Here is a 25377-nt window from a genome sequence, read left to right on the forward strand (position 1 = left end):
CCGCCAAGCTCCGGTATTCACGGGCTTCGAGCAGGCATATAGAAATCTTCACATGCCTTCCCCCTCGCAGCCCTTCGGCCCCGATCCGGTGCGGCGCCGGCTGCTGGCCGCGGCAGCGGCAGTCGGATTGATCGCCGGCGGAATCGCCGCGGTCCCGACGCCCGCGACCGCGGCAGCCACCAGCTCGGCCCCCGCGACCACCGGCACCTCCATACACACCATCACTCTCGTCACCGGCGATGTGGTCACCGTGACCACCTCGGCCGACAGCATCGAGAAGGTCGATGTGGAACGGCCCGGCGCCGCCATCGGCGGTGTCCGCCTCCAGCAGACCGGCGACGATCTGTTCGTCCTGCCCGACGAGGTGCTGCCGCTGCTGAGCGCCGACCGGCTGGACCGCAGGCTGTTCAACGTCACCGATCTCCTCGAGATGGGGTACGACGACGCACACACCGACAGCCTGCCGGTGATCAGCACCTACTCGGCAGCCGGGGCACGCGCCGCCGCGCCGGCCACGCCGCGAGGCGCGACATTGGTTCGCGACCTGCGGAAGGTCGGCGCCGCGGCGCTGGCGGTCGACAAGAAGCAGACCCGCCCGTTCTGGGAGACCATCGCGCCGGGCGCGGGCAAGGCCCCCGCCGCGCTCGGTAGTGGTGTGACCAAGCTTTGGCTGGACGGGCGGGTCACCGCCGACCTGAAGGAGAGCGTGCCGCAGATCGGCGCCCCCGAAGCATGGGCCGCCGGGTACGACGGCCGCGGGGTCAAGGTCGCGGTGCTGGACACCGGCGTGGACGCGAGTCACCCCGACCTCGCCGACCAGGTCGACGACAAGGTCAGCTTCGTCCCGGACGAGGACACCTCCGACGTCAACGGGCACGGCACCCACGTCGCCGCGACGATCGTGGGCACCGGCGCGGGCTCGGCCGGCGCGAACAGGGGCGTCGCGCCCGGTGCGGATCTCATCGTCGGCAAGGTTCTCGCCAACGGGGGCTCCGGCCAGGACTCCTGGGTGCTCGCCGGTATGCAGTGGGCGGCCGAGTCCGGGGCGGACGTCGTCAGCATGAGCCTGGGCGACTCGACGCTCTCCGACGGCAGCGACCCGCTGTCCGTCGCGGTCGACGCCCTGTCGGCCCAGTACGGCACCCTCTTCGTCATCGCGTCCGGCAACAACGGGCCGCAGAGCATCGGCTCGCCCGGCGCCGCGGCCAGTGCGCTCACCGTCGGCGCGGTCTCCAAGCAGGATGCGCTGGCGGCCTTCTCCAGCACCGGGCCTCTGCTGGGCAGCGGCGCGCTCAAGCCGGACATCACCGCGCCCGGCGTCAACATCACCGCCGCCCGTTCGCAGCAGATGACCTCCGGAACCGGCCTGTACCGGACCATCAGCGGCACGTCGATGGCCACCCCGCACGTGTCGGGCGCGGCGGCCATCCTGGCGCAACGCCACCCCGGCTGGACCGGCGCCCAGCTCAAGGAAGCGCTGATGAGCAGCGCGAAGGGTCTGAAAACGACGTACACCCCGTACGAGGTGGGTGCCGGCCGGGTCGACGTCGCCGCCGCCGTGCGCAACAACGTCCGGGCCACCGGATCGGTCTTCTTCGGCAACTTCGACTGGCCGCACGAGCCGACCGACGCGCCGACCACCAAGCAGGTGGCCTTCAGTAACTCGGGTGACACCGACGTCACCCTGAACCTCGCCACCACCGGTGCGAACCAGTTCTCGGTGGGCGCCTCCTCGGTGACGGTGCCCGCGGGCGGCAGCGTGGCCGTTCCGGTCGCCGGCGACTCGACCCTGCCCGGGACCGGCGAGGTCTCCGGCTACCTTGTCGGCACCGACGCCACCACCGGCGCCGTGGTCACCCGTACCTCGCTCGGCCTGATCAAGGAGGCCGAACGCTACGACCTGAAGATCAAGCTGCTCGGCCGGGACGGCAAACCCACCGAGAACACCGTTCTGATCAAGAAGGACGGCGTTGCCGAGCCGTGGATGTACACCGTCGACGGTTCGCTCACCCTACGGATGGCCCCCGGCGTCTACACCGTCTCGGCCGACTTCGACGTCCCGGGGGAGCGGGCCGACCGGCTCGGCCGCGCCCTGCTCGTCGACCCGGAGACCATTCTCGACGGCTCCGGAGCCGAGGTGGTGCTGGACGCCAGCAAGGCTCGCCTGCTGGACACCACCGCGCCGCAGCGCACCGAGAACCGCCAGCGCAAGTACGACTTCACCATCGACTTCGGCAACGGTGACAGCCTGCGCGCCGGCTACCTCTACCCGATCGCGTACGACGACATCTACCTCTCGCCGACCCAGAAGGTCACCAAGTCGACCTTCACGATGGTCACCAGGTGGCGTAAGGGCGAGCCGCTGCTGACCGTGGCCGCACCCGGGCTGCCGCCGCTGGACGTCCTGGTCCAGGCGGGCAGCACCCTCATCGCGGGCCGTGAGTCGCTGCCCACCGTGTATGCCGGCACGGGCACCGTCGCCGAGTACGAGAAGATCGACGCCAAGGGCAAGGCGGTGGTGGTGACCCGCAGCGACGCGATCACCGCCGCCGGCCGCGCGGCCGCCGCCGTCGCCGCGGGCGCGAAACTGCTGGTGGTCGTCAACGACGGCATCGGTGGGCTCAGCGAGTGGGTCGGCTCGTCGCCGATCCCGGTCGCCGGCGTGCACCGCGATGCCGGAGCCCGGCTGATCAGCCTGGCCAAGTCGGGCCGGCTACGGCTGAACACCGAGCAGGTGCCGTACGCGAGCTACGTCTACGACCTGTCCCCGAACTACACCGGCCAGGTGCCGGACCGGGCGCTGCGCTACCACCCGAGCCAGCGCGACCTGGCCCGGATCGACGCCCGCTTCTACGACCCGACGACCGCGATGCAGGGCAGCGGCTACCGGTACGACCTGTCGATCGTTCCGGCGTTCGGTGCGTCGGAGCGCGAGTGGTATCCCAACCTCCGTACCGAATGGGTCACCCCGGCCCAGCTCTGGTCGGAGTCGCACACCCAGGGCGGCTGGACCGACTCGGCCAACCGCAGGACGTACGCCAAGGGCAGCAGCACCCGCCTGAACTGGTTCGCCCCGGCCATCCGGCCCGCCTTCAACCGGACGTTCACCGTGCAGAACGCCCGCTACCGCGACTACATGACCATCAACATCCAGGCGTGGACCCCCTCGGACGACGCCCTGGAACACGGCGGCAACCTGCCCTACGGTTCGGTGCCGAGTTCGCTGAAGCTCTACCAGGGCGACCAGCTGCTGCACACGAGCCCTTCGTCGTCGATGCAGAACAGGGTGGTGCCGGCCGGCACCCTGCCCTACCACCTGGTGCTGGACGCCTCCCGCCCGGCCGAGCAGTGGCGGCTGTCGACCCGCACGCACACCGAGTGGGACTTCGTCTCCAGCTCCAACACCTCGGACAAGTACGAACCGTTCGCGCTGATGCAGATGGAGTACCGCCTCGACACCGACCTGCGCGGTGACGTGCGGGCCGGCCGTACCGAGGAGATCCGGATCAAGCCGATTCCGCAGGCCGGACCCGGCGACACCACCGGCAAGGTCACCTCGGTGACGCTGGAGGTGTCCTACGACGACGGTGTCACCTGGCAGCAGGTGACCTTGCGTAAGTGCGACGGTTGGTGGAACGGCGCGCTCAAGCTGCCGAAGCAGCCGGGCGGCTTCGTGTCGGTGCGGGCCACCGGCAAGACCGACGCCGGCTTCGGCATCAACCAAGAGATCATCCGGGCGTACGGCCTCCGGTGAGATCGCACGCAGGGCCCCGGGGCGGTAACGTCCCGGGGCCCGTCCCCGCTCATCTCCTGCCCCCGGAAACTGGGCAGGACCGTATGGAATGGCGCATACTCTCTCCGCGGTCACGGGTGCAGAGGAGACAGCCACCGATGCTGGGCGCGCTGGGCCTGAACCCCGACCACGAAGCCGTCTACTGTGTCCTCGCCGGGCGTACCCAGGCCAGCCTGGCCGAATTGGCCGAGACTCTGCATGTCCCCACCTTCGCGATCGAGGTCGCGCTCACCCACCTGACCGCGTGCGGCCTGGTCAAATCGACTCTCGACGGCGCCTATGCGGCCGCGCCGCCCGCGGTCGCCCTCGGAGCGATGATCAGCGAACGGCAGGCCGAACTGCGCAGCGCCGAGCTGGCCCTGGTCACCCTTGCCGAGGAGCACCGTAAGGCGATGGCGGACCGCACCATCAGCGAACTGATCGAAGTGATCACCGGTGTCGAGGCGATCCGGCACCGGTTCGCCCAGATACAGCACGCCGCTCGGACCCAGGTGCGCAGCTTCGTCACCGCCCCCTTCGTCGCCGTACCGCCCGGCGCCAACCCGGTGGAGTCGCAGATGGTGGCCCAGGGCGTGCGCTACCGCGTCGCCATCGACCGGTCCGCGCTGGCCGAACCCGGTGTGGCCGCCGAAACCATGGAGTCGCTGCGCCAGGGCGTCGAGGTACGGGTGGCCGCCTCGCTGCCGATCAAGCTGATGCTGGCCGACAGCGAACTCGCGCTGGTGCCCTTGACCGTCACACCCGGGGAGGACCCGGGCGCGGTCCTGCTGCACCGATCCGGACTGCTGACCGCGATGGACGCGCTGTTCGAGACCGTGTGGCGGCACGCGCATCCGCTCGACGCGTCGGTGCTCGGCGACCTGACCACGGCGGACGCCGGGCGTACGGAGGCGGACACCCCCACAGCGCTGGACCGGAAGATCCTGGCACTGCTGCTGGCCGGCCTCACAGACCAGGCGGTGGCCACCCAGCTCGACCTCTCGCTGCGCACGTTGCAACGCCGCCTGCGTCACCTGATGGACCTGGCCGGAGTCCAGAGCCGGATGCAGCTCGGCTGGTACGCGGCCCGCCACGACTGGGCCTGACAAACCGATCCGTCAGGGGGTGTTGTGCGCCAGGACGAACAGCACGACGACCCAGGCCGAGAGCAGGGTGAAACCGAGGGGCGCGACGATCTTCTTCATGGTTGAACCGTCTTCCGCTGGTGACTGAGCTACGGACGTAGGTCACTTCGCGGCCGAGAACCACCGCACGCCGGCGGGCCGGCCTCGACAGGGCCGGTGGCATGCGGGTGGGGATCGAGTGTCAGCGGTCAGAAACGCTGACGAGCGTCCCGGCCACGACTAGGAGGATCGCTATCTCGCACAGCGATCACCTCCACTACATAGCCGGGCCAGAACCGTGTCGGACTGTACCCCTTAACCACAACTTAAGAAAATCGGCGCGGCCCTGAACGGGGTGTAAGTAGGCGGGACCATCCCTCGGCAGGGGTAGTGCGGGCCGATAGTCTCGCCTTTCAGAGGGATCGTCGTGACCCTGTGTGATGACCCGTCGATTGGAGTGTGTTGTGGCTCGCACCGTTCTGGTGACCGGAGGAAACCGCGGCATCGGCCTGGCCATCGCCCAGGCTTTCGTCAAACAGGGAGACCGGGTGGCCGTCACCCACCGCGGCTCGAACGTCCCCGAGGGCCTGTTCGGCGTGCAGTGCGACATCACCGACTCGTCGGCCGTCGACGCGGCGTTCACTTTCGTGGAGAACGAGCTCGGCCCGGTCGAGGTGCTGGTGGCGAACGCCGGCATCACCGACGACACGCTGCTCATGCGGATGTCCGACGAGCAGTTCGAGCGGGTGATCGACACCAACCTGACCGGCGCGTTCCGCTGCGCGAAGCGGGCCAGCACCAAGATGCTGCGTGCCAAGTGGGGCCGGATCGTCTTCATCTCGTCGGTCGTCGGCCTGTACGGCGGACCCGGCCAGGTGAACTACGCGGCGAGCAAGGCGGGCCTGGTCGGCATGGCCCGTAGCATCACGCGTGAGCTGGGCAGCCGAAACATCACCGCGAACGTGGTGGCGCCCGGTTTCATCGAGACCGAGATGACCGCCGTCTTGCCGGACTCGCGCAAGGCCGAGATCATCAAGGCCGTCCCGGCCGGTCGTCTCGCGGCCACGGACGAGGTCGCCGCCGCGGTGACCTTCCTCGCGAGCGACAGTGCGGCGTACATCTCGGGCGCCGTGCTCCCCGTCGACGGGGGCCTCGGTATGGGGCACTGAGTTTTTCCGAGACTTTTTCAGGAGAGAAGTAAAAGTGTCTGGACTGCTGGCCGGTAAACGGCTGCTCGTCACCGGCGTCATCACCGACGCCTCGATCGCCTTCTCGGTGGCGAAGCTGGCCCAGGAGGCCGGCGCCACCGTGGTGCTCACCGGCTTCGGCCGGCTCTCGCTGGTCGAGCGGATCGCGAAGCGGCTGCCCGAGCCGGCCCCCGTCATCGAACTGGACGTCACCAACCAGGAGCAACTGGACGGCCTCGCCGGCAAGGTTCGCGAGCACGTCGACGGACTGGACGGCGTGGTCCACTCCATCGGCTTCGCCCCGCAGAACGCCCTCGGCGGCGCCTTCCTCGACACCACGTGGGAGGAGGTGTCCCAGGCGCTGCACGTGTCGACGTACTCGTACAAGTCCCTGGCGACCGCCTGCCTGCCGCTGATGGATCAGGGTGGCTCGATCGTCGGCCTGACCTTCGACGCGACCAAGGCGTACCCGTTGTACGACTGGATGGGCGTCGCCAAGGCCGGGCTCGAGTCGGCCTCCCGCTACCTCGCCATGTACCTGGGCAAGCACGGCATCCGCAGCAACATCGTGTCGGCCGGCCCGCTGCGCACCATGGCGGCCAAGTCGATCCCGGGCTTCAGCGAGTTCGAGGACGCCTGGACCCAGCGGGCGCCGCTCGGCTGGAACCTCACCGACCCGGAGCCGACCGCCCGCGCGGTGTGCGCCCTGCTGTCCGACTGGTTCCCGGCCACCACCGGTGAGATGGTGCACGTCGACGGGGGTTACCACGCTCTTGCGGCCTGAGCGACTGCACCGAGCGGCACCCTGCTGAGGGTGCCGCACCAGGCCGCGGGCGAGGGCCAGGAGGGCAGGCCAAAGGCAGGCACTGCGTAACACGGTGGCAGGATGGGCGCGTGGTTTACGACGCGTTCGTCCTGCTCTCCTTCGGCGGGCCCGAGAAGCCCGATGACGTGATGCCGTTCCTGCGCAACGTGGTCCGCGGGCGCGGCGTCCCGGACGAGCGCCTCGCCGAGGTGTACGAGCACTACATGCACTTCGGCGGGGTGTCCCCGATCAACCAGCAGTGCCGTGACCTGCTCGCCGCGATCGGGACCGAGTTCGCGGCGCACGACGTGGACCTGCCCACCTACTGGGGCAACCGCAACTGGCAGCCGATGCTGGCCGACACCGTGGCGCGGATGCGCGACGACGGGGTCGAGCATGCGCTCGGATTCGCCACCAGCGCGTACGGCGGGTATTCGTCCTGCCGGCAGTACTGGGAGGACATCGACGCGGCCCGGGCGCACGTCGGGCCGGGCGCCCCACGGATCTCCAAGCTGCGGCAGTTCCACGACCATCCCGGTTTCGTGAATCCGCACGTGTCCGCCGTACGGGAAGCCTTGGAGGAGCTGGAACCGGACCGCCGGGCCTCCACCCGCCTGGTCTTCACGGCCCACTCCGTGCCGGTCGGCATGGCCCGGACGGCCGGGCCCGACGGCGGGCGGTACACCGCCCAACTGGAGGAGACCGCCCGGCTGGTGCACGCCGCGGCCGCCGCCGACCTGGGCTACGACCTGGTGTGGCAGAGCCGCTCCGGCCCGCCGCACATCCCCTGGCTGGAACCGGACATCAACGACCACCTCGCGCTGCTCGCCGAGAAGGGTGCGACCGACGTGGTGGTCAGCCCGATCGGGTTCGTCTCCGACCATCTAGAGGTCATCTGGGACCTCGACAACGAGGCGAAGGAGACCGCGGCCAGGCTCGGTCTCGGCTATTCCCGGGCGGCGACGCCCGGCGTTCATCCCGAGTTCGTCGCAATGGTGCGGCAACTCGTCCAGGAGCGGACTGATGATCAGAATCGGCCGGCGCTCGGTACGCTGCCGACCTGGGACGTCTGCCCCGCGGACTGCTGCCCTCCACCCGCGCGACGAAAGGCACCCTGATGAAGGAGCGTAAGGCGATCGAGAGCTGGCTCACCGATATGGACGGTGTCCTCGTCCACGAGGGTGAGCCGGTGCCGGGCGCGCCCGAGTTCGTCAACCGGATGAAGGCGAGCGGCAAGCCGTTCCTCATCCTCACCAACAACTCCATCTACACGCCCCGCGACCTCCAGGCCCGGCTCTACCGGATGGGCTTCGACGTCGACGAGTCCTCGATCTGGACGGCCGCGCTGGCCACCGCCCAGTTCCTCGCCGACCAGCGGCCCGGCGGCACCGCGTACGTGATCGGCGAGGCCGGCCTGACCACCGCCATGCACGCGGCCGGCTACATCCTCACCGAGTTCGAGCCCGACTACGTGGTGCTCGGCGAGACCCGCACCTACAGTTTCGAGGCGATCACCAAGGCGATCCGGCTGATCAGCGCCGGCTCCCGGTTCATCTGCACGAACCCGGACGCCACCGGCCCGTCGAACGAGGGCCTGCTCCCGGCCGCCGGATCGGTCGCCGCGATGATCTCCAAGGCGACCGGTGTGAAGCCGTACTTCGTCGGCAAGCCGAACCCGATGATGATGCGGTCGGCGCTCAACGCGATCGGCGCGCACAGCGAGACCACCGCGATGATCGGCGACCGGATGGACACCGACGTGCTGTGCGGTCTCGAGGCCGGGCTGGAGACGATCCTGGTGCTCACCGGGATCAGCAGCCGGATGGAGAGCGAGACGTACCCGTACCGGCCGTCCCGGATCATCAACTCGGTCGCCGACCTGATCGACGAGATTTGAGCGTGGTCGAGGCGGCGGCCTGGGTGTGTGTCCGCGAACGCCGGGTCCTCGTGGTCCGGGCCACCGGGTCGGACGCCTTCTACCTGCCCGGCGGCAAACCCGAGCCGGGGGAGTCCGACGCCGGCGCGGCCGCCCGCGAGGTGTCCGAGGAGGTCGGGATCAACGTCGACCCGGCCGGGCTGCGGCACTTCACCACCATCGACGCGCCCGCCCACAACCGGCCGCCGGGCACCCGTGTGCGCCTCGTGTGTTTCACGAGCGACGAGCCCGGCGAGCCGGAGGCGGCCAACGAGATCGCCGAGATCGGCTGGTTCACGTCGGCCGACGCCGGGCGGTGCGCGCCCGCGATCAGGATGGTCCTGGACGAGCTAGTCGGCGCGGACCTGATCGACTGAGCGGGCGTGCTCGGTGAAGAACCGGGTGGCGATCGCGGTGTGGATGCCGAAACCGAGCTCGGTCGGCCCGTAGAGCACCTCCCGCCGGACCGTCTCCTCGGTGTCCGGCTCCGGCGGCAGGTCGGCCGGGCTGCGCATCGCCGGCAGCAGACCGAAGATGAGGACCGTGCCGTCGGGGGCACTGACCGTGTCGTACAGCCGGACGTAGCCCGGATCGGCCACCACCCCGGTCTCCTCGAACAGCTCCCGCACCGCGGCGGCCTGCCAGGTCTCGCCCACGTCGATGAAACCGCCCGGCAGTGCGAGCCGCCCGCGCGCCGGCGCGATCCCGCGGCGGACCGCCAGCAGGCCGGCGCCGACCGGCTGGACCGCCACCGCCACCGGGGTCGGGTTGAGATAGCTGACCTCGCCGCACGCCATGCACCGGCGCGGCCACGGCTGACCGGCGGTGAACCGGGCGCCGCAGAAACTGCAGTGCGCGTGCCGGTCGAGGGCCGGGCTCACGGGCGCAACGGGGAGTTGCAGGCCGCCACCAGGGCCTGGCGGCAGGCGGCGGTCAGCGGGCGCAGCGCCTCGTCGCGCTGCTGGGCCTCGTAACCGTTCACAGCGCCGCCCGGCGCGGTCGTCTCGGCGAGGGTGAGCACCTGGTCCAGGACGCTGGCCCGGGCGAACAGCCGTCGCGAGCGCGGGTCGAACCCGAGTGGCAGGGTCTCGGTGCTCTCCGGCCGGCGCAGCGCCTGGAGAGCGCCGGCCAGCTCCGGTTTCCACTGCGCCACGTCGAGCCGGGTCAGCCGGGCGGTGGCCTCGCCGAGCGCGGCGGTCAGCTCCGCCTCGGCCTCGGCGGCGCCCATCTGGAAGACCTGCCGGTGCTCGGGCGCCTCGTGGACCCGCCACAGCACGGTGGAGAACTCCACGCCGGAGCCGGACGTGTGCCGCCGCACCTCGGGCACCACACCGAACGACGGCGTCATCACCGCCTCGCCGGCCAGCAGCGCCGCCCCGGTCAGCTCGCCCGGGCCGGGCAGGCCGCGCGGGTCACCGGGCACCGGCAGCACCAGGCGGATCTCGTCGGGGTGCAGCTTCGCGAAGATCGGCAGGCCCTGGGGGAGCGGGACGTCGGTCCAGGTGCCGGGGGCGTCGGCGACGAGGTGCTCCTCGTCCGCGGCGATCTCGTCGGCCAGCTCGTCGAACGGGACGAGGCCGGCGCGCCAGGCGCGCACCCAGGCCACGAACCTGGTGGACCGGCGTGCGGTACGGGTGGCCGCATCGGCTGCGGGTGACATGCGAGCAAGGGTACGTGCCGGTGCGGAGAGTTGTCTCGGCTCGGAGCGTCACCGCCGGTGTGTCCGTGATCGCGCGTTACCGTGCGGGACATGTATGGGGAGGATGTGCTGGCGGGCGACTGGCGCCGCCGGAAGGTGACACCGGAGGTGGAGGCCGAACCGGATCTGGTGGTCGAGGACGCCGACTCCGGGTTCTGCGGCGCGGTCGTCGGGTTCGAGCTGGGCGCCGTCGTCCTGGAGGACCGGAACGGCAGGCGCCGCAACTTCCCGCTCGCCCCGGCCGCGTTTCTGCTGGACGGCCGTCCGGTCACACTGGTCCGCCCGTCCGCGGTCAGGGCGCCGGCGCAGCGCCGGGTCACCGCGTCCGGGTCGGTCGCCGTCGACGGCGTGCAGGCCCAGGTGGCGAAGGCCAGCCGGATCTGGGTGGAGGGCATCCACGACGCCGCCCTGGTGGAGCGGATCTGGGGCGACGACCTGCGGATCGAGGGCATCGTCGTGGAGCCGCTGGACGGCATCGACGACCTGGCCGGCGCGGTCGCCGCGTTCCGGCCCGGACCGTCGCGCCGGCTCGGCGTACTGGTCGATCATCTCGTCCCGGGGTCCAAGGAGAGCCGGATCGTGGCCCGGGTGACCGACCCGAACGTGCTCGTCACGGGTCACCCCTACGTGGACATCTGGCAGGCGGTCCGGCCCGAACGGGTGGGCCTGCGCGCCTGGCCGGTGATCCCGCCGGGCCGTCCGTGGAAGGAGGGCGTCTGCGCGGCCGTCGGCATCCGTGAGCCGGCCGACATGTGGCGCCGCGTCCTCGCCTCGGTCAGCTCCTACAAGGACGTCGAGACGCCCCTGATCAACTCGATGGAGCGGCTCATCGACTTCGTCACGGTTCTCGAGGGCTGAGCCCTATTTGAGAACGCGGCCGATGCGGGCGGCGGCCTCGGCGAGGCGGTCCGGCGGGTGGGCGGCATAGCCGATCACCAGGCCGGGCGGTCCGGTCCGGCGCCGGTGCCAGGTCAGAGGCTGCACCAGTACGCCGGTGGCCGCGACCCGCCCGGCCACCTCCACGTCGTCGGCCGTCCCCGGCAGCAGCACGAGCAGATGCAGCCCGGCCGCCACCCCGGCCACCCGCAACCCCGGCAGATGCTCGCGCAACCCGGCCAGCAGCGCGTCCCGCCGTGCCCGCTGGCGGGCCCGGACCGCCCGCAGATGCCGCTCGTAGTCGCCGGACGCCAGCAACTCGGCCAGCACCAGCTGGGGCAGGGCCGGATTGCCCAGATCGCTGGCGTGCTTGGCGGCGAGCAGCTCGGCCTGCATCGGGCGCGGCGCGATCAGCCAGCCCATCCGCATCGCCGGCGCCAGCGACTTGGAGACACTGCCGAGGTACGCCACCCGCTCCGGCATCGACCCCTGCAACGCGGCGACCGGCGCCCGGTCGTACCGGTGCTCGGCGTCGTAGTCGTCCTCGACCACCAGGTTGCCGGCGGACGCCCAGGCCAGCAGCTCCCGGCGACGGTCCGGGGCCAGCACCACCCCGGTCGGGAACTGGTGCGCCGGCGTCAGCACGGCCGCACGGACGCCGGACGCGGCCAGATCGCCGATCCGCATCCCGTCCGCGTCGACCGGCACCCCCACCTGCGCCATGCCCCAGAACGCCATCTGGTCGGCGGCGCCCCGCGACCCCGGGTCCTCGACCGCGACCGTCGTGACACCCCGGGCCTTGAGGACGTGCGCGACCAGGGCGAGCCCTTGCGCCACGCCCGCGGTGACCACCACGTCGTCCGCTTCGGAGCGCACCCCACGCGTACGGGTGAGCCAGGCGACCAGTGCCGCTCGCAGCCGGGGCGTGCCGCCCGGGTCGCCGTAGCCGAGGTCCGCGGCCGTGACCCGGTCCAGCACCGCGCGCTCGGCCCGCAGCCAGGCCGCCCGCGGGAACGCCGACAGATCCGGCACACCCGGCGACAGATCCAGGTCGATGTCGTCCGGGGCGTAGACCGGCAGCCGCAGCTCGTCCAGGGTCCGCCGGCGGTCCTCGGCCGGCCGTGACCCCAGCGCCGTGCCGCGCCCGGTGACGACCGTGCCCGACCCGGTCCGCGCCCCGGCCAGCCCCTCGTCGGCCAGCCGCTGGTAGGCCTGCACCACCACACCCCGGGAGACGCCGAGCTCCCCGGCGAGCAGACGGGTGGCCGGCAGCCGGGCGCCCGGCGCCAGCCGCCCGGCCGTGATCGCCGCCCGCAGCCCCTCGGTCAGCCAGGCGGTCAGCCCCTTGGCCGGCGCTTCCCCGGCCCGCAGCTGGAGAAAGTCCGATCCGGAAATTGGTCCACCTCATCCCGCTGGAATTGGCTCTCGAACCGGACCATACCCGGGGGAACGATGCTGTCCATGACACCCTCCGTTCGGGAATCCGCCGCCCCGCCGCGGACCGCGCGTCACGGCCTCGCCGGGGCGGCCGGCATGGTCTTCGTCGGCGGCAGCGTCGCGGTCTCCGGCCACCTCGCCGACGCGCCCCTGTTCACCGTGCAGGCCGCCCGGTACGGGGTGGCCTGCCTGCTCCTGCTCGGCTACGCCCGATGGGCCGGCACCCCCGTCCACCGGCCCCGCGGCCGCGAATGGCTCTGGCTGCTCGGCGTCACCCTGACCGGCCTGGTGATCTTCAACGTCGCCCTGATCCAGGGCTCCCGGCACGCCGAACCCGCGGTCATCGGTGTCGCCGTGGCCTGCGTGCCGATCGTCCTCGCCGCGGTCGGCCCACTCCTGGAAGGCCGCCGCCCGGCCGCCCGGGTACTGGCCGCCGCCACGGTGGTGACCGCCGGCGCGGCCCTCGTGCAGGGGCTCGGCCGTACCGATGCCACCGGCGTGGCCTGGGCGGCCGTGACATTCGGCTGCGAGGCCGCCTTCACCCTGCTCGCGGTGCCGGTCCTGGGCCGGCACGGGCCGCTCGGCGTCTCCGCGCACGCCACCTGGCTGGGCGCCGCCGTGTTCGCCGCGATCGGCCTGACGGTCGAGGGCCCCGGCGCGGTCACCCGGCTCCACCTCGACGACGTCCTGGCCGGCGCCTATCTGGCCGTCCTGGTCACGGCCGTCGCGTTCCTGCTCTGGTACACGTGCGTGGCCGGCATCGGCTCCGGCCCCGCCGGCCTGCTCACCGGCGTGGCCCCCGTCGCGGCCGCCGTCACCGGCATGGCCCTCGGCGCCCCGTCCCCGGCCCCCTTGGTCTGGCTGGGCATAGCCACCGTAGCCGCCGGCCTGACCCTGGGCCTCTCCCACCGCCCCACCCCCACAACCACCCCTCCCACCCCTCCCGCTGCTCCCACCTCTCCCACCCCTCCCACCTCTCCCACCCCTCCGGCTGCTCCCACCTCTCCCGCTGGTCCCGCACCTGCCGCTGCTGCCGGAACTCCCACCCCTCCCGCTGCTCTCGGATCTCCCACGCCTCCCGCGCCTCCCGCTGCTCCCACGCCACCCGCGGCCCGGGCGGCGGCCGCAGGCGCCGTCCCGCGATCTTGAACGCTTTCCCACCGGCTGCGGTGGCCAACCGTCCAAGATCGTGGGCCGGGGAGGCGTGCCCGGCCAGGTGCCCGCCAGCCCTCCGGGCGCTTCCGCGATCTTGGATGCTTTCTCACCGGTTGCGGTGGCTAATCGTCCAAGATCGTGGGCCGGGGAGGCGTGCCCGGCCAGGTGCCTGCCAGCCCGCCAAGCGCTTCCGCGATCTTGAACGCTTTCCCGCCGGCTGCGGTGGCCAATCGTCCAAGATCGTGGGCCGGGGAGGCGTGCCCGGCCAGGTGCCTGCCAGCCCGCCAAGCGCTTCCGCGATCTTGAACGCTTTCCCGCCGGCTGCGGTGGCCAATCGTCCAAGATCGTGGGCCGGGGAGGCGTGCCCGGCCAGGTGCCCGCCAGCCCTCCGGGCGCTTCCGCGATCTTGGACGCTTTCTCACCGGCTGCGGTGGCCAATCGTCCAAGATTGCGGTCGTGGGGAGGGGCGCTCGGCGCGTTTGCCCGCCAGCCCTCCGGGGCTTCCGCGATCTTGGACGTTCTGCCGCCGATGGTGGTGGCCAATCGTCCAAGATTGCGGCCACCGCCGCGGCGGCGGTAGCGGTAGTGGCGGTTGACGGTTGGCGGTTGGCGGTAGTGGCGGCGGCGGTGGCGGCTGGCGCGGTCCCTGCCGGCGCAGGCGTCCTTTCGCGATCTTGAGGGTTTCCCGCCGGTTGCGGTGGTCAATCGTCCAAGCGCGGGTCGTGGGGAGGGGCGCTCGGCGTGTTTGCCCGCTAGCGCGCCGGGCGCTTCGGCTGCACGCCGGCCCGCCGAGCGCTTTGGCGATCTTGGACGCCTTGCCGCCGGTTGCGGTGGGGAAACGTCCAAGATCGCGGGAGGTGGGGTGGTGGGTGACTGCTGTGGTGGGTGGAGGCTGGGCCCGGTGGGGCGGCACGGGCGGGAGTGGGTGAGTGGTTGCGGAGGTGGCGGGAGTGGGTGAGTGGTTGCGGAGGTGGCGGGAGTGGGTGAGTGGTTGCGGAGGTGGCGGGAGTGGGTGAGTGGTCGCGGAGGTGGCGGGACGGGCGGGACGGGGTGGTTGCGGTTGGGGGGTGCGACGTCCGTACCGGGGATGGGGTTGGGGTTTCAGGCCAGATGGCTGGGGGCGCGGCTGTAGCGGAAGGTGGCGATGTCCAGGCGTTCGGCCGTGCCGTCGGGGTCGCGCAGGATGCGCAGGATCTCGCCCTCGTTGTCGCCGGAGAGGCCGCGCCAACGGTCCGGGGCCTCGCGCGTGAAGCGGGTGCGATGGTTCGGGCCGGTCATGACGAGGGCGTCGCCGTCGGGGAGCAGTGAGTACTCGCGGCCCATCCACCACCAGCGGCCGCAGATCTCGGCGGCCTCGCCTTCGGGGGCCGCGGGCGGGCGCCACGCGGGGACGGGGGTGGGTTCGCTGTCCAGGGTGGCGGTGAGGGCCTCCAGGCTGACGTCCTTGATGCTGGTGCCGTCGAGGCCGTAGGCGTTGGCGAAGACGATGACGCCCATCCGGCTGCGGCGGTGTACGGCCAGATGCGCGACGTAGCCGGGCATCGAGCCGCCGTGCCCGGCGTAGACCCGCTCGCCGACCCGGTACAGCTGGGGGCCGAGGCCTTGCCCGGCGGTCCAGGACTCCAGGTCGCTGATGGCGACGGGCGTGCACATCTCGTCGACCGTCTCCCGGGCCAGGACGGCCGGCGCCGGATCGGCCAGGAAGGCGGCCCATTTCGCCATGTCGGTGACCGTCGACCAGAGTTGCCCGGCGGGCGCCATGGCGCCGGTGTCCGGGCGCGGTTCCTCGTGCAGGGCGCCGCCGAGGGCGTGCTGCACCACATAGCCGCGGGCGTACGGTTCGACCGGCGCGTACGTGGTGCGCTTCATGCCGAGCGGGTCGAGGAGGCGTTTGCCGGCGAGTTCCGCCCAGCCCATGCCGGTGACCCGTTCGAGGACCGCGCCGAGCAGACCGTAGGCCAGGTTGGAGTAGCGGTAGCGGCGGTACGGCGGCCCGGCCAGCTTCTCGTAGGTGAGCTCGGCCAGCAGCTTGTCCACGTCGCCGCCGGGGTTGCGTTCCCACCACGGGCCGTCCGGCTCGCGTTGCAGGCCGGAGACGTGCCCGAGCAGCTGGCGCAGGGTCACGCCGCCGATCGGGGTGCCCGGCAGGTGCCGGTAGAGCAGGTCGTCGAGGGCGAAGAAGCCCTCGTCGCGCAGCTGCATCACCAGGGTCGCGGTGATCGTCTTGGTGATCGAGCCGAGCCGGTACTGGGTCTTCGGGTCCGGGCGGGGCTGTTCGCCGGCGCCCGCGAAGTGCAGGACGGCGCGGTCGCGGACGACGGCCAGGGCGAGCGACGGCACCCGGCCGGTGGACTGTGCCCGGGCGGCGATTCCGTCGATCCGGCGGACGGTCTCCGGTAGCAGCGTCACGGTGGGTTCCCTCCCCTGCGGCGAACTCATGGGTCTAACTGTTTGAACCGGATTCGGCTACGGTCGCCGTGGGTGCATGGGCGTGTCACGATCGGTGTTGTGGAAGCCGTGCTCTGGGTCATCCTCGCCGTGGTCCTGGCGATCGCCGAGGCCTTCACCGCGACGATTCTGGTCATATTCTTCGCCGCCGGTGCTCTGGCCGCGGCTGGTGCTGCCGCGCTCGGCGCGGACCTGGTGGTCCAGGTGATCGTCTTCGCCGTGGTGTCCGGGCTCTCGGTCGGTGCGCTGCGCCCGATCATCATGCGGCACGCCCGCCCCGCCCTGGAGACTGGGGAGCGCCCGTTCGGGATCGAGGCGATCGAGGGTTCCCGCGGGACCGTGGTCGAGGAGGTCTCCGCCGACCACGGCATGGTCAAGATCGACGGCGAGCTGTGGCAGGCCCGCTCGGTCGACGGCCAGGAGGTCTTTCTTCCGGGAGTGCATGTCCGGGTCGTCAAGGTGCGTGGCGCGACCGTCCAGGTGTGGCACGACGACCTGCCCGATCTTTAAGCGACGACCTGCCCGATCTTTGAGCGACGACCTGCCCGATCTATAGAAGGAGTGGGGTTGTGGAGCAAATCGTCCTGATCCTCGTCATAGCCATCGTCGTGCTCGTGGTGACCACGCTCGTCAAGTCGTTCCGGATCGTCCCGCAGCAGCGGATGGACGTCATCGAGCGGCTCGGGAAGTACCAGCGCACCCTCTCGCCCGGCCTCAACCTGCTGGTGCCGTTCGTCGACTCGGTACGCACCAAGGTCGACATGCGCGAGCAGGTGGTCTCCTTCCCGCCGCAACCGGTGATCACCTCGGACAACCTGGTCGTCTCGATCGACACGGTGCTCTACTTCAAGGTGGTCGACCCGGTCCGGGCGACGTACGAGATCTCCCACTTCCTCCAGGCCATCGAGCAGCTGACCGTCACCACCCTGCGCAACGTGATCGGCTCACTGGACCTGGAGCGGGCGCTGACCAGCCGCGAGGAGATCAACCGGCACCTGTCCGGGGTGCTGGACGAGACCACCGGCCGCTGGGGCATCAAGGTGACCCGGGTCGAGATCAAGGCGATCGAGCCGCCGCCGAGCATCCGCGACTCGATGGAGAAGCAGATGCGCGCCGAGCGGGACCGGCGGGCCGCCATCCTCAACGCCGAGGGCCACAAGCAGGCGCAGATCCTCACGGCCGAGGGCGAGAAGCAGGCCGCCGTGCTCCGCGCCGACGGTGACCGGCAGGCCCGGATCCTCCAGGCGGAGGGCCAGGCGAAGGCGATCCGGACCGTCTTCGACGCGATCCACCAGGCCAACCCGTCGCAGAAGGTGCTCGCCTACCAGTACCTTCAATCGCTTCCGCAGATCGCCAACGGCACCGCCAACAAGGTGTGGATCCTGCCGACCGAGCTCACCAAGGCGCTGGAGGGGCTGGGTGGGGCGCTCGGCGGCCTGGCGAACATGGTGGGTGACGAGCCCCGGCAGGAGGTGGACGCGAGCGCCGTCGAGCGGGAGGCCGCGGCCGCCGCCGAAGCCGCCGCGGCCGAGGCCCGCCGGGTCGACGAGGCGGTGCGGGAGGCCGAGGCGGAGGCCTCCGGGCGGCCGGGACTGCCCGCCCCCGACGTGATCCCGCCGACCGCGGCGCTCGGCAGCGCCGACTACGACGGAGTGCAGCACATCGAAAAACACTGACTTTTCCGGCTTTTGTGAGATCCGCCGCAATCGACGGTGACTCTTTGGCATGCTTCGCAGCAGGATTCCCGACCGGTGCCCCCGGCCGCTCGGCTTGTTGCCCCAGCTAACGAGGCGGAGCCATGAGCATCAGCGAGCGCCAGACGGCGAGCGGCCGACCTTTGCGGGTCGCACCGGCGTGGGTCGGCGCCCCGACCACGACCGAGGAGGACACACACCTCCTGCCGGTACGGGACGCCGTCTGGATCTGGTCGGTCCGCCGGTACGCCCGGCTGGCCCTGTGGGCGCTCCCGGCCGCCGCGGTGTTCTACGGCTGGCTCACCCTCGGAGTCCTGGGCGTCCCCGGCCCGCTCGCCGTCGGCCTGCTCGCCGGGTGGCTCGCCATGATCTCCCTGATCGCGCTGGCCGGGCTGCTCGCCGGGTCCCGTACCCGGCGGTGCGCCCTGGCCGGGCTGCTGACCACGCTGGCCGGCGCCACCCTGCTGCTGCCGGTGGCCGCCCTGCCGGAGGACGCCGTGGTGGCGAGCGCGCCGATGGTCGCCGGGCACGTCGACGGCCTGCTCACCGTCGCCGCGGCGGTGTGCGGCGCCGGGATGCTGCTGCTCGGCTGGGCGGTGTTCCGTTCCAAACTCGTCAACCCCGCCGACGGGGTGCTGCTGATGCTCGCGGCGCTGGCGATGGGTGCGGGCACGTCCGTGGACCAGCCCGTACCGACCGTCGGCGCCCTTCTCGCGCTGGCCGCCGGCATGGGCCTGGCCTGGACCGGCGGCCGCCTCGTACCCCGTTCCTGAGTCAGCGCGTGATCTCGTAGAACCCGATCGCCGCCGCGGTCGCCACGTTCAGCGAGTCCACCCCGTTGTGCATCGGGATCACCACCCGGGCGTCGGCCGCCTCCAGGGCGGTACGCGTCAACCCGGGCCCCTCCGCGCCGAGCAGCAGCGCGGGCCGCTCCCGCTGGGCCGGGGTCAGGCCGGCGATCGACACGGCGCCCTCGCCCGGAGTCATCGCCAGCAGGCTGAACCCGGCCGCCCGGATCGCCTTGAGGGTGCCCGGCCAGTCGTCCGACTTCGCGTACGGGATGGCGAACACCTCACCCATGCTGACCCGTACCGCCCGGCGGTAGAGCGGGTCCGCGCAGTTCGGCGACAGGACCACGGCGTCGATGCCGAGCGCCGCCGCGCTCCGGAACAGCGCACCCAGGTTGGTGTGCGTGTTCAGCCCCTCCAGGACGGCCAGGCTGCGCGCCCCGGCGAGCATCTCCTCCATCACCGGCAGCTCCCGCCGGTGGAACGACGCCAGGATGCCCCGGTGCACGTGGAACCCGGTGATCGACTCCAGCACCGGCGGCGGAGCGGTGTAGAGCGGCGCCTCCGGCGGCAGCCCGGTCAGCTGATCGGCGCGCTTCTCGTCGACCAGGGCCGAGCGCATCCGGTAGCCGGCCCGCAGCGCCCGCTGGATGACCAGCTCCCCCTCGGCGATGAACAGACCGTTCGGCGGTTCCCACCGGGTTCGCAGCTCGACGTCGGTGAGGGCTAGATAGTCGCCGATCCGTGGATCGTCCGGGCTGGTGATACTGAGTGCAGGCACACCGGCATTATTCGCGGGGTAGGGTCACCCTTGTCGAGTTCGCCGGGGGTGATCCGTGTCGGATCCGCATCTGCTCGCCCTGCTGCGTGCCATCCGGCTGCGCCAGAACGCGCCGGACGCCGCCGCCGCCGGAGTGGCCGATGCCGACGCCGCGCTCTCCGAGATCCCCTTTCCGAACCAGGCCGACGACGAGGAGGAGACCGACGTGCCCCCGTCGCACCAGCCCGGCGGCGGCTTGCTCTGGCGCGGCGATCCCGGCGACACGATCGGCCGCTCCAGCTTTCAGGCCCGGTACGGCCCCGACCGGGGAATCCCACCGATCGGGGCCGTCCCGTCCGGCCCGACCGGCCCGGTGCCGAACATCCCGCCGGTCGCCCCGGCCCGCCGGATCGGCGGGCCCGCCACCGAGTTCCCGCCACCCCAACCCCAGACGACGACCGGTGACCATCCGGGCCGCCGCCGTCCCGGGGTGCCCGGCAAGCGCGGCACGCCCCGGCCCGACGGCGTCGACCCGGCCGACCGCCAGGCGCTGCGCGACACCCAGCGGCTGCTCAGTGCGAGCCTCGACGCCGCGGGCGGCATCGACGAGGTCGCCGGCCGGCTCTGGCGGGCCCTGGGGCAGGCGCAATCGCCCCTGCTCGAGGCGCTCCCCGGCACCCCGGAGACACAGCGCGCCCAGCTGGCCCGCGCGCTCACCTGGCTGGTCCGCCGGCTGGACGACCCGCCGGCCCTGGTCGCCGGCTGCATCCAGCTCGGTGCGGTGCTCGCCGAGTGCGGCATCCCGTGGACCCGGCTCCGGGTGGTCGGCGCCGCGCTGGCCGAGGCGATGCGCGCGGGGATGGCCCCGGGCGCCTGGCGGCAGGACTTCGACCAGGCCTGGCGCTGGACGTGGCAGCACATCTACGAGTGGCTGGTGCACGGCGGGACGCTCGTCGCGTACCAGCCGACCGTCTGGCCCGCCGAGGTGATCGAGCACGACGTGCGCCGCCGTGACCTCGCGGTGATCACGTTGCGGCCGTCGCTGCCGCTGTCGTTCCGCCCCGGTCAGTACACCCGGGTCGAGGTCGACGCCGTGCCCGGGGTCCGGCGGCCGTACTCGCTGGCCGGCGCCCCGCACCGGGACGAGCTGATCGAGCTGCACGTGCGGGCGAAGACGGAGACCGGCGTCAGCGGCACCCTCGTGCACCACACCCGCGCCGGCGACCTGGTCCGCCTGACCCGCGCCGAGGGCGACATGGGCCTCCCCGCGGAACCGGACCGCGGCATCCTCATGATCGCCGGCGACACCGGTGTGGCCCCGATGAAGGCCATGCTCGCCGAGATCGCCGCCACCGGCGACACCCGGCCGGCCGTCCTGTTCTGGGGCGTCCGCGACCGGACCGAGCTCTACGACATCGAGGCCCTCACCGAGCTGGCCGCCCGGTCGCCGCGCGCCGCGGTGGTCCCGGTGGTGGCCGAGGGCGATCCCGGGCCCTACGAGTCCGGCCTGGTCACCGACGTGGTCGCCGCCTTCGGCGAGTGGTCCCGCTTCGAGGTCTACCTGGCCGGGCCGCCGCTCATGCTGGCCAACACCAGCGTGGCGCTGCACCGGCTCGGCGTGGATGCCGCGCGCATCCATCACGACACACCCCAATAGGCCCATTTTCGGTACGCTGCTCGCCGCACCCGACCGCACCACGGCCGTTCCGCCCCGCCCCGCGATGCCACCGCGCCGTCGCGGCCGTAACGCGCCCTTCCGGCGTGTCGCGTTCCCTCACGCGACCCCGCGGCGCCCGCGCCTTGCGGCGCGGGCGGGTCAGCGGACGGCGTAGCCCGGGACGGACGGCCAGCGGACGGTGAGGACCACCGACTCCTCGGCGGCGAACCACGAGTGGTCGACGCCGCGCGGCCAGACCACGTAGTCGCCCTGCTTGTCGAGGACGACCGTGCGTTCCGGGAACTCCATGTGGAAGCAGCCGCTGATCAGCACCAGCAGGGCGGTCCGCTCCTCGCCGCGGACCCACTCGGCCCGCCGGTCGCCCCGCGGATGCCGGCCCCACTTGATCTCGACGTCGGTGCTGTGCCGGGGGTCGCCCTCCGGCTTGAAGTGCCCCAGCAGCCAGCCCCGCTCGGCGAGCGCGTCCGGGTCGGCGTTTCCCACATAGATCTCGCTCATCCGGCGACCGCCTCGTCGAGGATCTTGCGGTAGGCGGGGGGCACGTGGTTCGGGCCGCCGGGGGTGAAGACGTCCGAGTGGGAGACCTCGGCCCACGCCGTCGCCGGCACGGCGGCGCGGAGCTCGGCCAGGACCGGCGCGCCGTCGGTCAGCATGGCGAGGGCGACCAGGCACTCCTCGGCCTCGCCGACGCACTCGAACGGCTTGTGCGCGTCGACGCCGAGCAGTTCCAGGAACCCGGCCGTCTGGGACGGGTCGGCGAACAGGTCCCGGCCGAAGATGTGCGCGAGCCGCTCGCGGTGCATGTGCGGGGCCATCGCCAGGAAGACGAACCGGCACTTCGGACAGTCACCGCACCAGCGGGCCGTCGGGTCGTGCAACTTGAATGCCTTGTTACAGCTCGTAACAACATCATCGTACGCGGTGTGACCGGCGAACAGTTGGGCGATGTGCAGTTCGGACAGTGGGCGCAGCAGTGAGAAGTACGGGTCGGGCAGTCCCGAGTACGCCGTCACGGCGGCCCGCAGCAGCCCCTCCGCCTCGACGCCCTTGGACCACTGGTGGTTGACCTCGTGACCGTTCCAGATCAGGTTCGGGTCGGAGGCGGACCGCTCGTTCGACATCACCACCGGGCCGAGCCCGTGCCAGACCGCGGTGGCGATGGCGATCAGCGAGTTGATCGCGGTGACCGGGATGTGCCCGTTCAGCGCCCCGGCCTTGTTGAGCTCGAAGAGCCGCGGGTCCAGCTTGCGGCGGGCGGCCAGCGCGGGCAGGCCGGAGGCGGCGTTCACCTTCTCGATCACCGGGTTCGGGTTGACCGAGAACGGCACCGGGTCGAGCCCGGCGGCGCGCAGGATCTCCAGCGTGACGATCGAGTCCTTGCCGCCGCCGACCGCGGAGAGCGGCCGGCCCCCGGCGATCCCGGTGGGCTCGGCGGCCGGGATCACACCCGGGGCCTCCACGGTCAGCTCCAGCACGTGCGGCAGCTGGTTGCGGTACGCGTACTCCGCCATGCCCTTGGTGTAGACGGCCGTGAGGAAATCGGTGACCTGGGGTGGCACGGGTTTGGGCGCGACCACCCGGGCCGGCGCGCCGACCTTGAAGTAGCTCACCCCGGCCACCACGTGCAGCAGGTCGAGCACCCGGGTGAGCGCCTCCGGCACGGCCGGGTCGGCCGGCACCGGCAGCGTGATCGTCTCGGTGAAACGCAGTGGCTCCGGACCGTCCAGCAGGTAGTCGAACGTCGCCACCCCCGTCACCGGATCGAACGTGTACGAGGGGAACTGCATGACGTCGAACCGCACCCGGAGTCTCCTTGCCTATGACCGAGGGGCAATATTAGTTCGGTCCGACGAGGTTCAACGCGAAGCGGGGAGACGACGTGCGCCTGGCAGACCTGCGCGGCCGTTCGGTGGCGGTCTGGGGGACCGGCCGGGAGGGCCGGGCCGCGGTGACCGCGATCGCCCGCCATCAGCCGTCCCGCCTGATCGCGGTCGACGACAGTGCCAATTATCTGTCCGTGGAGTGGACCGGCGAACTGGCCGAGCTGGCGCCGCTGGCCGGTGGCGAGCACGCCTTCGCGGCCCTGGCCAGCGCCGACGTGGTGGTCCGGTCGCCCGGGGTGCCGTCCACCCACCCGTTCATGGTCGAGCTGCGCGAGCGCGGGATCACGGTGACCGGCGGCAGCGCGCTGTGGATGGCCGAGCACGCCGCGAAGACCGTCGGGGTCACCGGCAGCAAGGGCAAGAGCACCACGTCCAGCCTGATCAGCCATCTGCTGGCGGCGGTCGGGCGGCCCAACGCGTACGGCGGGAACATCGGGGTGCCGCTGCTCGACATGCCCGAGGCGGAGCTGTACGTGCTGGAGCTGTCCAGCTACCAGTGCGCCGACCTGACCGACTCGCCGCGGGTGGCGGTGGTCACGTCGCTCTTCCCGGAGCACCTGGACGCGCACGGCGGCGAGCGGGAGTACTACCGGGACAAGCTGAACCTCCTCCGGCACGGCCCGGAGCTGATCGTGGTGAACGGCACCGACAAGCGGCTGCGCGACGAGATCCGCGGGGTCACCGACGCGGGCTGGTTCCCGCCGGTGCCGGCGGCCGCCGTGGACTCCCGGTTCCGGGTCGAGGACGGGCAGGTCTGGTGCAGTGACGAGCCGCTGTTCCCGCGGGACGCGCTGCGGCTCAAGGGCCGGCACAACGAGGGCAACCTGTGCGTCGCGCTGGCCGTGCTGGACGGCATGGGCGTGGACGTGGAGGCGGAGCGGGCGGTCGTCGAGGCGGCGGTCCGGTCCTTCCCGGGGCTGCCGCACCGGCTCGCCGAGATCGAGGACCCGTCCGGGCTGACGTTCGTCGACGACACCCTCTCGACGAGCCCGTACGCCGCCATGCACGCCATCGAGGCGTACGAGAACCGGCCACTCACCGTGCTCGTCGGCGGAAATGATCGCGGCCTCGACTACTCACCGTTACGTGACTTTCTGGCCGACCGGGAACTCACCGTGATCGGCCTGCCGGACAGCGGCCCCCGCATCCTGGAGGTGCTGGCCCGCCTGCCCCGGGTCCGCACCGAACCGGCCGAGGACCTGGTCGACGCCGTCCGCCTGGCCCGCAAGATCACCCCCGCCGGGGGAGTGGTGCTGCTGTCCCCGGCCGCGCCCAGCTACGGCCGCTTCCGCAACTTCGAGCACCGCTCCGAGGTCTTCGCCCAGGCGGTCCGCGAAACGGCGGAGGCGCAGGCGTAGGCGGCGCGAAACGGCGGAGGCGCAGGCGTAGGCGGCGCGAAACGGCCGAGTCTCAGGCCGGCTGTGACACCGCCGTCGCCGGGACGGGCGGCCCGGTCCGGACCTGGTAGAGCTCGACGCGGTCCGGCCCGGACTTCGCGACGAGCGTGGTGGTGACCGTGGTCGACACGAGCCGGGACGTGCGGACCTTCTCGTCCGGCTTCGGCTCGGGACACGGCGTGCCCGGCGCCGGGGGGACCGTGGTGCCGGAGATGCCGGCGTAGGCCTTGACGATCCGGAAGCCGGTGACGTCCCGCGTGCCCGGCTTGCGGGCCACCTTGACGGTGAGGAACTCCTTCGCGTCCTGGGCGGTGTGGACCGCCCGGAGCGGGCGGGCGCCGGCTCCTCCGCAGACCACCACGTAGGTGTCCTGAACCAGCCTCAGGTGCTCGAACTCCAGGCCTTTCGCCTTGGACCGCAGGGTGGCGGCGTCCCAGTCGAAGGCCTGCCGAACGTCCTCGGCGTCCACGAAACCGGTGTTGGTGCCGAAGTCGAAGGTGACTTTCGCGTGGGCGGGGCCGGGGAGAGCCAGGACCGCCATGACGATCACCGATAACCATCGCATGCCTATTTCTCCTGAAATGAGAGCAATTGCCCCTATGCTGCCACTCCGGCGCTCACGGCGTACCGGAAATTTTTTTGATTTTGTTTCCGGTGTGACGGGAAGGTTTCAGCGCGTCACGGAGACCGGGCGATCGGGTGATCGCGCCTCGCCGAAATGGCCTAGTCCTTATGGGCCGTTTGGCCGACCAAAAAAGG

At 71.8% G+C, this 25377-nt stretch carries 22 protein-coding genes; 14 read left to right on the forward strand and 8 right to left on the reverse strand.

The window, feature by feature from the left end; all coding sequences use genetic code 11:
- The first annotated feature begins 52 nt into the window (after positions 1–52).
- From BJ964_RS19035 to BJ964_RS19065, 7 genes are all read left to right on the forward strand, one after another.
- The gene (locus BJ964_RS19035; protein WP_188121911.1) at positions 53–3754 is read left to right on the forward strand and encodes a S8 family peptidase; all 3702 of its coding nucleotides are present in this window, start codon (positions 53–55) and stop codon (positions 3752–3754) included.
- Between the two features lie 137 nt (positions 3755–3891).
- A complete protein-coding gene (locus tag BJ964_RS19040) occupies positions 3892–4878 on the forward strand; it encodes a helix-turn-helix domain-containing protein (RefSeq protein WP_188121912.1) in 987 nt (328 codons plus the stop codon).
- Positions 4879–5360: 482 nt separating this feature from the next.
- A complete protein-coding gene (gene fabG / locus BJ964_RS19045) occupies positions 5361–6065 on the forward strand; it encodes a beta-ketoacyl-ACP reductase (protein ID WP_183217662.1) in 705 nt (234 codons plus the stop codon).
- 34 nt (positions 6066–6099) lie between these two features.
- Complete coding sequence (fabI, locus tag BJ964_RS19050) at positions 6100–6867, forward strand: enoyl-ACP reductase FabI (RefSeq protein ID WP_188121913.1); 768 nt, start codon at positions 6100–6102, stop codon at positions 6865–6867.
- A 110-nt stretch (positions 6868–6977) separates the two neighbouring features.
- The gene (locus BJ964_RS19055) at positions 6978–8006 is read left to right on the forward strand and encodes a ferrochelatase (RefSeq protein WP_188121914.1); all 1029 of its coding nucleotides are present in this window, start codon (positions 6978–6980) and stop codon (positions 8004–8006) included.
- Positions 7949–8785, forward strand: coding sequence for an HAD-IIA family hydrolase (locus BJ964_RS19060; protein WP_407650848.1), 837 nt, complete (start codon positions 7949–7951; stop codon positions 8783–8785). The genes BJ964_RS19055 and BJ964_RS19060 overlap by 58 nt, the downstream gene beginning before the upstream one ends.
- 2 nt (positions 8786–8787) lie before the next feature.
- On the forward strand, positions 8788–9180 hold the full coding sequence (locus BJ964_RS19065) for an NUDIX hydrolase (RefSeq protein WP_229807077.1): 393 nt from the start codon (positions 8788–8790) through the stop codon (positions 9178–9180).
- On the opposite strand, the gene BJ964_RS19070 is transcribed toward BJ964_RS19065, so the two are convergent.
- Both BJ964_RS19070 and BJ964_RS19075 read right to left on the reverse strand, forming a co-directional pair.
- Positions 9154–9684 (reverse strand): NUDIX domain-containing protein, encoded by a 531-nt coding sequence (locus BJ964_RS19070; protein ID WP_229807067.1) that lies wholly within the window; start codon positions 9682–9684, stop codon positions 9154–9156. The two genes, BJ964_RS19065 and BJ964_RS19070, sit on opposite strands and share 27 nt — an antisense overlap.
- Positions 9681–10463 (reverse strand): hypothetical protein, encoded by a 783-nt coding sequence (locus tag BJ964_RS19075; protein ID WP_188121917.1) that lies wholly within the window; start codon positions 10461–10463, stop codon positions 9681–9683. The genes BJ964_RS19070 and BJ964_RS19075 overlap by 4 nt, the downstream gene beginning before the upstream one ends.
- 90 nt (positions 10464–10553) lie before the next feature.
- On the opposite strand from BJ964_RS19075, the gene BJ964_RS19080 reads away from it, so the two are divergent.
- Positions 10554–11360, forward strand: a complete 807-nt coding sequence (locus BJ964_RS19080; protein ID WP_188121918.1) for a DUF3097 domain-containing protein — start codon at positions 10554–10556, stop codon at positions 11358–11360.
- A gap of 3 nt (positions 11361–11363) precedes the next feature.
- Here BJ964_RS19080 and pdxR read toward each other — a convergent pair whose 3' ends face one another.
- Positions 11364–12773: a MocR-like pyridoxine biosynthesis transcription factor PdxR gene (gene pdxR / locus BJ964_RS19085; protein WP_188127027.1), complete on the reverse strand. Its 1410-nt coding sequence runs from the start codon at positions 12771–12773 to the stop codon at positions 11364–11366.
- A 66-nt stretch (positions 12774–12839) separates the two neighbouring features.
- On the opposite strand from pdxR, the gene BJ964_RS19090 reads away from it, so the two are divergent.
- Positions 12840–13964 carry a DMT family transporter gene (locus BJ964_RS19090; RefSeq protein ID WP_188121919.1) on the forward strand — a complete coding sequence of 375 codons (1125 nt, stop codon included), beginning with the start codon at positions 12840–12842 and terminating at the stop codon, positions 13962–13964.
- Between the two features lie 1107 nt (positions 13965–15071).
- On the opposite strand, the gene BJ964_RS19095 is transcribed toward BJ964_RS19090, so the two are convergent.
- Complete coding sequence (locus BJ964_RS19095) at positions 15072–16379, reverse strand: serine hydrolase domain-containing protein (RefSeq protein WP_188127028.1); 1308 nt, start codon at positions 16377–16379, stop codon at positions 15072–15074.
- A gap of 99 nt (positions 16380–16478) precedes the next feature.
- Here BJ964_RS19095 and BJ964_RS19100 point away from each other — a divergent pair, with 99 nt between their 5' ends.
- The 3 genes from BJ964_RS19100 (at position 16479) to BJ964_RS19110 (ending at position 18885) form a co-directional block, all read left to right on the forward strand.
- Positions 16479–16928, forward strand: a complete 450-nt coding sequence (locus tag BJ964_RS19100) for an NfeD family protein (protein ID WP_188121920.1) — start codon at positions 16479–16481, stop codon at positions 16926–16928.
- A gap of 68 nt (positions 16929–16996) precedes the next feature.
- Entirely contained in the window at positions 16997–18094 is a 1098-nt protein-coding gene (locus tag BJ964_RS19105) for an SPFH domain-containing protein (protein ID WP_407650849.1), read from the forward strand.
- Positions 18095–18216: 122 nt separating this feature from the next.
- On the forward strand, positions 18217–18885 hold the full coding sequence (locus BJ964_RS19110; protein WP_188121922.1) for a hypothetical protein: 669 nt from the start codon (positions 18217–18219) through the stop codon (positions 18883–18885).
- A gap of 1 nt (position 18886) precedes the next feature.
- Here BJ964_RS19110 and BJ964_RS19115 read toward each other — a convergent pair whose 3' ends face one another.
- Entirely contained in the window at positions 18887–19681 is a 795-nt protein-coding gene (locus BJ964_RS19115; protein ID WP_188121923.1) for a TrmH family RNA methyltransferase, read from the reverse strand.
- A gap of 55 nt (positions 19682–19736) precedes the next feature.
- On the opposite strand from BJ964_RS19115, the gene BJ964_RS19120 reads away from it, so the two are divergent.
- A complete protein-coding gene (locus BJ964_RS19120; RefSeq protein ID WP_188121924.1) occupies positions 19737–21317 on the forward strand; it encodes a flavohemoprotein in 1581 nt (526 codons plus the stop codon).
- A 159-nt stretch (positions 21318–21476) separates the two neighbouring features.
- Here the strand turns inward: BJ964_RS19120 and BJ964_RS19125 are convergent, their stop codons facing one another.
- The gene (locus tag BJ964_RS19125; protein ID WP_188121925.1) at positions 21477–21836 is read right to left on the reverse strand and encodes a cupin domain-containing protein; all 360 of its coding nucleotides are present in this window, start codon (positions 21834–21836) and stop codon (positions 21477–21479) included.
- Positions 21833–23125, reverse strand: a complete 1293-nt coding sequence (locus BJ964_RS19130) for a hypothetical protein (protein ID WP_188127029.1) — start codon at positions 23123–23125, stop codon at positions 21833–21835. The genes BJ964_RS19125 and BJ964_RS19130 overlap by 4 nt, the downstream gene beginning before the upstream one ends.
- 92 nt (positions 23126–23217) lie before the next feature.
- Between BJ964_RS19130 and murD the strand changes: the two genes are divergently transcribed.
- Positions 23218–24579: a UDP-N-acetylmuramoyl-L-alanine--D-glutamate ligase gene (gene murD, locus BJ964_RS19135; protein WP_188121926.1), complete on the forward strand. Its 1362-nt coding sequence runs from the start codon at positions 23218–23220 to the stop codon at positions 24577–24579.
- A 52-nt stretch (positions 24580–24631) separates the two neighbouring features.
- On the opposite strand, the gene BJ964_RS19140 is transcribed toward murD, so the two are convergent.
- Positions 24632–25183 carry a hypothetical protein gene (locus tag BJ964_RS19140; RefSeq protein WP_188121927.1) on the reverse strand — a complete coding sequence of 184 codons (552 nt, stop codon included), beginning with the start codon at positions 25181–25183 and terminating at the stop codon, positions 24632–24634.
- Between the last annotated feature and the right edge of the window lie 194 nt (positions 25184–25377).

The sequence above is a fragment of the Actinoplanes lobatus genome (assembly GCF_014205215.1).
Taxonomy (GTDB): Bacteria; Actinomycetota; Actinomycetes; order Mycobacteriales; family Micromonosporaceae; genus Actinoplanes; species Actinoplanes lobatus.